Genomic DNA, 7,535 nt, shown 5'->3' with positions numbered 1-7,535 from the left:
TCCGGGCCAACAAATTTGGACCTACTACACCCACATGGCCGACGCCGAGGGCAACAGTTACATTTTACCCCAAATCCCGCCCGGCACTTATGAACTGCCGGTGAAACAGGGATCGCTGCTGGGCTACCAGGGCGATTACACCAGCTCTCCCTGGCCAATTGATACGCACCTGCACTTTAGCGTGGTGCGAGATAACGGCAGCGGCCAATTCCTCAACGAAACCGACATAACCAATACCCTTGACCCCTCGCCCTATTTGGGCATGCGCCTCAATACCACCTGCGGCGACCGGCCGCCGGTGTGCCGGGCAGATTTTTTGTGCCCCTAATTTGAATTTTTTAAGATAATAGGCAGGAAAAGGTCGCCTTCGGGTGGTGGGCCAGGATTAACGGTTGCTGTGGCCGTAAAGGTGGCCGGCATACTGGCCACGCCGGTGGCCGAAACCAACACCAAACTCTGCGAACTCTGCGCCTTTGCGGTGTTTAATATCATCTTGACCACTACACAAAACTCTATTTTTTGTTGGGGTTTATTAGAAAATATTACAGTTTGTTGAGAAGAGATAGAACTTGCGTAAATCGTTGTTCCAGAGGTGACAGTCACTTACGAAGGTGACTGTCACCTCTGGAAGTGCGTAAGTCCTAAGAGAAAGATTATTGCTCGGCGGGAGGCTGATCGGTTGGAGGTAGTTCACCCGCGTCAGGCTGGTCATTTAGGGGAACATCGGTTGCCGGCGACTCAGGGGTGGGGGTAGGCGTTTGGGGTGGCGGCGGGGGTTCGGTTTGTTGAAGCAGCGCGAACGCGGTGGTCTGATTGGTCACGGTAATGGGCAAGGTAAGCTGGCGCCCATCAAAGAAAGTTTTAACCAAATACTGACCTTCCGGCACGTCGCTAAAGGTAAAGGTTTCCACGTAATCGTCGTCGGAGTTGACGACGTTATCAGGATAGGTGAAGGTTTGGCGCCAGAAGCGGCTGGGTTCATTAACACGATGCAGGGTAACCAGTTGTTGAGGCACAAAGTAGTTTTGGTAATCCACCACCCGCCCGGCAATCACGCCAAAACCGGTATCGGGGCGGACCCACAAATCGGGATTCCGGGTGTCTTCGTAAGTGCCATCACCCAAGCGCACCTCAAGATGAAGGTGCGGCCCCAGGGCCACGCCCAGTTGCCCCACTTCGGCAATGGGTTGGCCCGCTTCAACGTGCTGGCCCACACTAACCAACATCAAAGAAACGTGGCCGTAGAGGGTGTAAAGGGGCAACTCGCGCCACGGCCGGTCGTGCTCAATGATCACGGCCTGGCCGTAAAAATTGGGCCAGGGGCCAACCGGAATCTGCTCATCCGGCCCGGCGTAGATGACCGTGCCGCTCCCCACCGCCACTATGGGGGCGCCGTGCGGGTTTTGAATATCAATGCCGCGATGCCAAAAGTATTGGCCCCGGCCGTTGGTGCCGTAGGGATAGTAATAACTGCCCCAGGTGTTGTAGTCATTGGTAAAAGGCCGGTCAAACAGAAAATGGTCTCTGGCCTGGGTGTAATCCGGGATGTCGGTGGGCACCAGCACCGTCCGCGGCACAGGGGTAGGGGTGGGGGTGGGCGTGCCGGTGATAATGTCTGCGCCGGTGAGGGCGGTGGTTTGGGTCAATTCAAGGGTAACGGTGATAACCGCTTCCGGGGCGCCGGTGGCCAGGGCAAGGGTATCGGTCATCGTTTCGGTGGTGGAGATGGTGGGGGTGAAGGTAAACGTTGGCGTAGGCGGCAGGGGGGTTGGCGAAGGCGTGCTGGTGCCGGTTGCGGTGGGGGTGGGGGTCAGGGTGGGGGTGGCGGTGGAAGTATGGGTTGGCGTGGCCGTACTGGCCGGCGTAAACGTAGGCGTAGCCGTTGGTTTTTTTGTTGGCGTTTTGGTGGGGGTAGCGGTGGCGGCCATGGCGCTGGAATCACTCAACTGGCTCAGGCCCACGCCAATGATTACCACCAGGGTGACGGCTATACCCAAAGCAATACCGCCGATAATGTTGATAGTGTGTTTGTTGACAACGGGGAATAACAAAGACGTCTTCCTGCCAGGTATTTGGCGGTTAGCCGATGGCAATCAACGGCTAACCGCTCTATTTATGGGGCCCAGTCAATATTTTCTTCCACCCAACCATAACTGTTGCCCACATCATGCTGCACCACGCCGTCTATTGAGCCATTAAGTTTAAATAAACGACGCTCATTGCTGCCGTCCGGGTCCATATCCCAAATAGCCCATTCGCCGTCGCGGTTAGAAACAAAAGCTATTTTATCACCGTCGGGGGACCAGGTGGGCAGGCCGTCGCTGGCGTCATCGGAGGTGAGGGCTTTTATTTCGCCGCCGTTGATGCCAACCTGATAAATCTCCCAATCGCCGCTGCGTTGCGACATAAAAACTATGGCTGAGCCATCGGGTGAAATTTCGGGGCTGGTATCGCTGGGATGATCGGTTAAAACGACGGGGTTGGAGCCATCGAGATTGCTGAGAATGATGCCGCAGTTGCTGCCCAAACAACTGCTGTACACAAATTGCTGGCCGTCGGGCGACCATTTGGCGGCCTGGCCCTGAATAGGGCCTCCTTCTCGCCGCATCACCTGGCCAACGCCGTTGATCACCCGGTAAACGGCGGGTTCTTTCCCGCCCGTCCGCGAGTGGTACATCAAGCTGCCGTCGGCCGGCGAAAACTGGGGACGAGCCGACTCAAAGAAAATATCAAATTGCCAGGCCTCACTACTGCCCAGGCGGCGGGCAAAAAGCCCCCGCTTATCCGGCAACCAGGAGCGATAGGCAATTTCTGTGCCATCTTTATTGAGGGCCGGCTGGCTGGCGTTTGGCTGCACCAATTCTCGATTGGCTCCGTCGGCGGCGTCGGCAATGTAAATATTGTATGTGCCTTGCTCCGGGTCAAACACGGGAAAAACAATCCGGCCGGTAACCCTTTCTTCGCCCCGGGCCAGGGGTTGGTCGCGCGAGGCATATTCGGGCAGAGGGACAGGCGTAGCCGTAGGTTCGGTAGTGGGGGTAGCGCTAGGCGAAGCGGTAGTGGTGGCGGTGGGGGTTGTTTCGGTTGTTGCTTCCAACTCGGCGGCGGCGGGGGTCAATTGAATGGTGTCAGAGACCGGCGTTGGGGTTAAGGTAGGCGACAGGGTAGGCGCAGGGGGGGGCGAGGGCGCGGCGCCGGGCGGGGTAGCGGTGGGGATCATGGTGAGGCTTTGGCCTTCGGGCGCCCATAGTTTTAGATTATCAAAACTAACCCAGAGGTGGGGTTCGCTGAAGGTGCTGGCAAAAAAACCAAAATTGCCATGCCCAAACGAGTCATCGGTTACCGAGGCCAGCGGCTGGTCATTGGCCCACAGGGTCAGGTTTGGGCCAAAAGCAGATACTTTTAAGAGGTTGGTTTCTTGGTTGATATGAGGAGAATGGGTCCAATCAACCAGGGTATACCACTGGCCCTCCAAAAATTTACTAACCAGAAAAAAACCGTCGCCGGAGATGTCAAACCGATAAAAATTGTCGCGGTCTTGCAGGCGAAACAACAAGCCGTAGCTGTTGCTTTTGGCCCCGTCTTCCTGTTTGGCTTCCACCTCAAGTTCAAAGTCGGCCACGTCCCGGTTGGCCAGACCCCAGGCAATCAGGTTATCCGCGCTCACCTCAATCTGGTAACGATTGTTGCCGTACTGTTTGGTCGTATAAGCGTCAAAGGCATCATCCCAACCGCCAAAGGAGTCGCTAAAATCATCCTCATAGGTCAAGGCCAGGTTTGCGGGCGGTTCGGCCACATCTACCGGCTGGCCCGCCGTACCCGCGCTCTCAGCGGCGGGAGGGGTAACATTGGCAATTGGCTCCTGGCCGGGCGTGGTGCGGCTGATCATATAAAGCACAATCACCGTGGCCAGACACAGCAATAATACAAATCCCCCGGCAATCCAGGCCAAACGGGGAGGGGCACTGCGCGGGACCGGCCCAACAGGCGCGGCGGCAGGCCCAGGGGCAGGCGCAGTTCTCACGGGCGCGGTCTTTTCAATAGGCGCTCCGGGAATTTTAAACCTTAATTCTGTTTCGCCAATCCCTATTCGGTCGCCGGAATGAATAACCGCAGGCACATTGACCAGTTGGCCGTTGAGGTAAGTATGATTGGAACTGCCCAGGTCTGCCAGAATCCATTGATCTGCTTCCAGGGAAACCTGGGCATGATAACGCGACACCTTGAGATCAAGCAGAACAATGTCGTTATCGCGCTCGCGGCCTATTCTGGTTCTGGGCTTGACTTTATAAGCTTGTCCAATGTTCTCCCCGCCGGTTACCTCTAGTTCCGGGGTTTTTGACGGCTCAACCAGAGTTGGCCTATCGTGGCCTTGATCATCCATAAAATTTAAATCCTTAGGCGGCTATTGATCTGAGTTTTTTGTTAATTCTGTTGCCCAATTATAGCAGACGCCCATAAGCGCGTCAAAGAGGGTCTGTTTCAAATTTTGGAAGGTATACTTGTCTAAAAAGAAAAAGACCTGTGCCACCAAGGCGCAGGTCTTTTGAGTGAACGGAAGGTTATTGGTCAACCGTAGCCACAATCACGCTGGTTCGGTCATCTTCTATGGTAATAGTTACCATCAGCATTTTGCCCTCTTTTGAAAAACTGAGCAGGGCGCTGCTGTCGTCGGCATAGCCCTGATTGGCATCTTCTTGCCAACCCAGCGCCGGCAGTTCCTGGCGATAAAACTCAACCACCGTGGCAATATCCGAGGCCGTATAATAACTGATAAAACCGGACATGCTCATTGTTTCTTCGGCATTATCCAGCACCGGAATATCGCCGGTATCAGCCCCGCCGGTATCGCCGCCGCTTACATCTGGAACGCCGCCGGCGTTTTTGGCCGCTTCGGGCAGCGTAATGGTAAAGTCGCCATTCATATCCAGCAGGTTATATTCAAAGCTGGCCGAGCCAAAATCAAACAGGCCTTCACCTTGTTGCAAAGAACGATAGTTTTTGGCTTCAAGGATGAACTTAACAATGTGATTTCCCTCTGTAGCTACCCACACATCCCCTTGCAGCCCCTCGTAGGCAACTTCGTCGCTCACTATGTCTTTTTCGGTAAAACTGCAATGGATGGCCGACACGCCGTTAACGGTTTCAGGCTGTCCAGCACAGTTGGCTGTGTCGGGTACTTCCAATTGCTCATCCGGGGCAAAAAAGCCCTGTTGAAAAGCTTCGGCCTCACCGCCGGAAAAGGAGATCCATTGATCGCCCATTACGGCATTTTTCATGTAAACCGTGTCGCCAAAATTATAAAACTCAATGGCGTTGGTGCCGCCTACTTCTTCCACCGTTGTGCCTTCCATGGACATGGTCATGTGGCGGGCGGGCGGGTCTTTGGTTACTTCCAGGGTCATTTCAATATGTCCTTTGGCCGGTTGGCCACCGCTTTGGCCGTCAAAATCCATAATAAAGTTGACTCGATAGGATGAGAGCGCATCCAGGTTGGTCACGCCGGTAAATTTGACCGACTTTGAGATGGCGTCTGATTTTGTCGGTTCTTCTTCCTTAACCGTGTCCACCTCTTCAACCACCGTTTCTGCCGCCGGGGATTCGCTGGCAGCAGCGGTTGGCGCGCCCAGGTCGGTTTCAAGGCCGGCCTCACCGCCTTCAGCGCCGCCAAATATACCACAGGCCAACACCGGCATTAAAAATATAACGATTATCCAAAAAATTTTTTGTTTTCGCATCTTAACCTCCTTGGCGAATTGATAACAGTTTTTTCATAGGGACGAACGACCAATGACCAATGACCAATTTTTGTCGTTCGTCGTTCGTCGAAGATGGTCGAATCCTTAAATAAGCTTGACCGGCCCATCTACATTGCTCTTACCTACTCCCGGCCCTTGATCAGCATTTTCCAGATGCCTTTGTGAACCACTTCATCATTTTGGTTGACCACGCGGCCTTCAAATGTAACCAAACCGCCGCCCAGGCGAGCCATGGGTTTGGTTTCGGTTACTTTTATTTGCACGCAAATGGTATCGCCGATAAAAACGGGTTTGGTAAATTTCCACTCCAACTCTCGAAAGGCCAGGGTGGTGCCGTCAATAAAACCCTGCTGCACGGCCAATCCCGTTGCAATAGAAGCCACAAGCATGCCGTGAGCCACTCGCTGCCCAAAGGGCGTATCTTTGACGGCTTCGGCGTTGGTGTGGATAAAGTTGAAATCGCCGGAAAGGCCGGCAAAGTTGACAATGTCTGTTTCGGTGATGGTGCGGGCGGCGGTTTGAATTTCCAACCCAATTTCAAATTCTTCAAAATGCAGACCACGGGGGGAAATAGTCATTGGTTCTCCTCAAAGTAAAATTTAAAGTTACAGATTGCAACTTAAATCAACAATCTATCATACAACAAATCCAGGCTCAAATCGGGGCAAACCGTATCGCCGCAGGCCAGGGTTAAAGCGGCGGCGCTGGCGCCCAAACGCACCGATTCATCCAGCGAAATATCATTGAGCAGGCCAAAAACAACGGCGGCGGTCAGCGCGTCGCCGGCCCCGGTGAAATCCACAATGTTGGTGGCTATGGCCGGGATGCGGCCGCTCTCCCTGGCCGAGGCGTAAACCACGCCCGCTTCGGCCAGGGTAATGATGACAATTTTCACCCCGGCCGTAACCAAAACGCGGGCCGCCGCAATGGCCTCATCTTCATTACCAATGGTTTGACCCGCTAACACTTGGGCCTCGGGCACATTGGGCGTGATCATGTACACATTGGCCAGGTGGGGCCTTAATCTGGCCGCTAGGGTGGTTGAGGCCGGGTCGGCGCAAACCGGCACCCGATAACGGCCGGCCGCTTTGAACAGCGAATTAATGGCGGCCTGGGAAAGATTACTGTCAATCATCACCAGGGCCGCGTTTTTGATCAGGTTTCGCCGCCAATTGATCACCTGGAGCGTGATACAGGCCAAAACTTCCATATCGTCAACCGACATCACCAAACTGCCGGTCTCATCCAGAATGGCCAGATAGGCCGAGGTGTGATGTTTTTCAGAAACAATCACGTAATCGGTATTGATGCCCGCCTGGTGGGCATTGTTAAGAATACGCCGCCCATTGCCCCCGGCGCCAATGGCCGACAGCAAAACCGTTTCCACACCCAGCCGGGCCAGGTTCTCGGCCACGTTGCGGGCCGTGCCTCCTACGGACACCCGCACCAGGCCGGGCGTGCTGCTGCCCAGGGTAAGCGGCGCGTTGGCCCTGCCTTTTGAGTCGATTCCTGCTGCGCCCACCACCAGCACGTAAGGCGGGGTGGGGCTGTTATTGGCCATTTTTTGCTCCGGGGAAGTTGATAAGTGAACTATACCATAAGATGAGGGGGATGTAAAAACTACCAGCGGCGGGCCAAATGTGTTATAATAGGCCAGGAAGTTTAGGTAGGATGTAAATAGGATGTAAATAGTTTGACAATGTTAGATTATTATGTCAAGTAAAAAAACAGAATAGAAAAATGGACAAAAAAGATAAAAGCCGGTAAAAAACAGAC

General features: G+C 54.3%; 7 protein-coding genes. 1 reads left to right on the top strand and 6 read right to left on the bottom strand.

Annotated features, from left to right (window positions below):
• A partial coding sequence (locus JW953_20355; protein ID MBN1995058.1) for a hypothetical protein occupies nt 1-328 on the top strand: 328 nt, incomplete at its 5' end.
• Here the strand turns inward: JW953_20355 and JW953_20350 are convergent.
• The 6 genes from JW953_20350 to JW953_20325 all read right to left on the bottom strand — a co-directional run bounded on the left by JW953_20350 (nt 325) and on the right by JW953_20325 (nt 7,320).
• Nucleotides 325-492: a hypothetical protein gene (locus tag JW953_20350; GenBank protein MBN1995057.1), complete on the bottom strand. Its 168-nt coding sequence runs from the start codon at nt 490-492 to the stop codon at nt 325-327. The genes JW953_20355 and JW953_20350 overlap by 4 nt on opposite strands.
• A gap of 161 nt (nt 493-653) precedes the next feature.
• On the bottom strand, nt 654-2,051 hold the full coding sequence (locus tag JW953_20345; GenBank protein MBN1995056.1) for a M23 family metallopeptidase: 1,398 nt from the start codon (nt 2,049-2,051) through the stop codon (nt 654-656).
• A gap of 62 nt (nt 2,052-2,113) precedes the next feature.
• Nucleotides 2,114-4,384, bottom strand: coding sequence for a PD40 domain-containing protein (locus JW953_20340; GenBank protein MBN1995055.1), 2,271 nt, complete (start codon nt 4,382-4,384; stop codon nt 2,114-2,116).
• Nucleotides 4,385-4,562: 178 nt separating this feature from the next.
• Nucleotides 4,563-5,738, bottom strand: coding sequence for a hypothetical protein (locus JW953_20335; protein MBN1995054.1), 1,176 nt, complete (start codon nt 5,736-5,738; stop codon nt 4,563-4,565).
• Between the two features lie 143 nt (nt 5,739-5,881).
• Entirely contained in the window at nt 5,882-6,337 is a 456-nt protein-coding gene (locus tag JW953_20330; GenBank protein ID MBN1995053.1) for a MaoC family dehydratase N-terminal domain-containing protein, read from the bottom strand.
• Nucleotides 6,338-6,378: 41 nt separating this feature from the next.
• Nucleotides 6,379-7,320, bottom strand: a complete 942-nt coding sequence (locus tag JW953_20325) for a carbohydrate kinase family protein (protein MBN1995052.1) — start codon at nt 7,318-7,320, stop codon at nt 6,379-6,381.
• Nucleotides 7,321-7,535: the final 215 nt, after the last annotated feature.

This window comes from Anaerolineae bacterium (assembly GCA_016931895.1).
In the GTDB taxonomy this organism is placed as follows: domain Bacteria; phylum Chloroflexota; class Anaerolineae; order 4572-78; family J111; genus JAFGNV01.
The sequence above is the reverse complement of the archived record's forward strand: the minus strand, read 5'-3'. Positions and strand labels throughout refer to the sequence as shown.

Excerpts from the sequence above, each read along its gene's own strand:
- JW953_20350 (MBN1995057.1), bottom strand. The coding sequence starts at position 492 with ATGATATTAAACACCGCAAAGGCGCAGAGTTCGCAGAGTTTGGTGTTG.
- JW953_20340 (MBN1995055.1), bottom strand. The coding sequence starts at position 4,384 with ATGGATGATCAAGGCCACGATAGGCCAACTCTGGTTGAGCCGTCAAAA.
- JW953_20335 (MBN1995054.1), bottom strand. The coding sequence starts at position 5,738 with ATGCGAAAACAAAAAATTTTTTGGATAATCGTTATATTTTTAATGCCG.
- JW953_20330 (MBN1995053.1), bottom strand. The coding sequence starts at position 6,337 with ATGACTATTTCCCCCCGTGGTCTGCATTTTGAAGAATTTGAAATTGGG.
- JW953_20325 (MBN1995052.1), bottom strand. The coding sequence starts at position 7,320 with ATGGCCAATAACAGCCCCACCCCGCCTTACGTGCTGGTGGTGGGCGCA.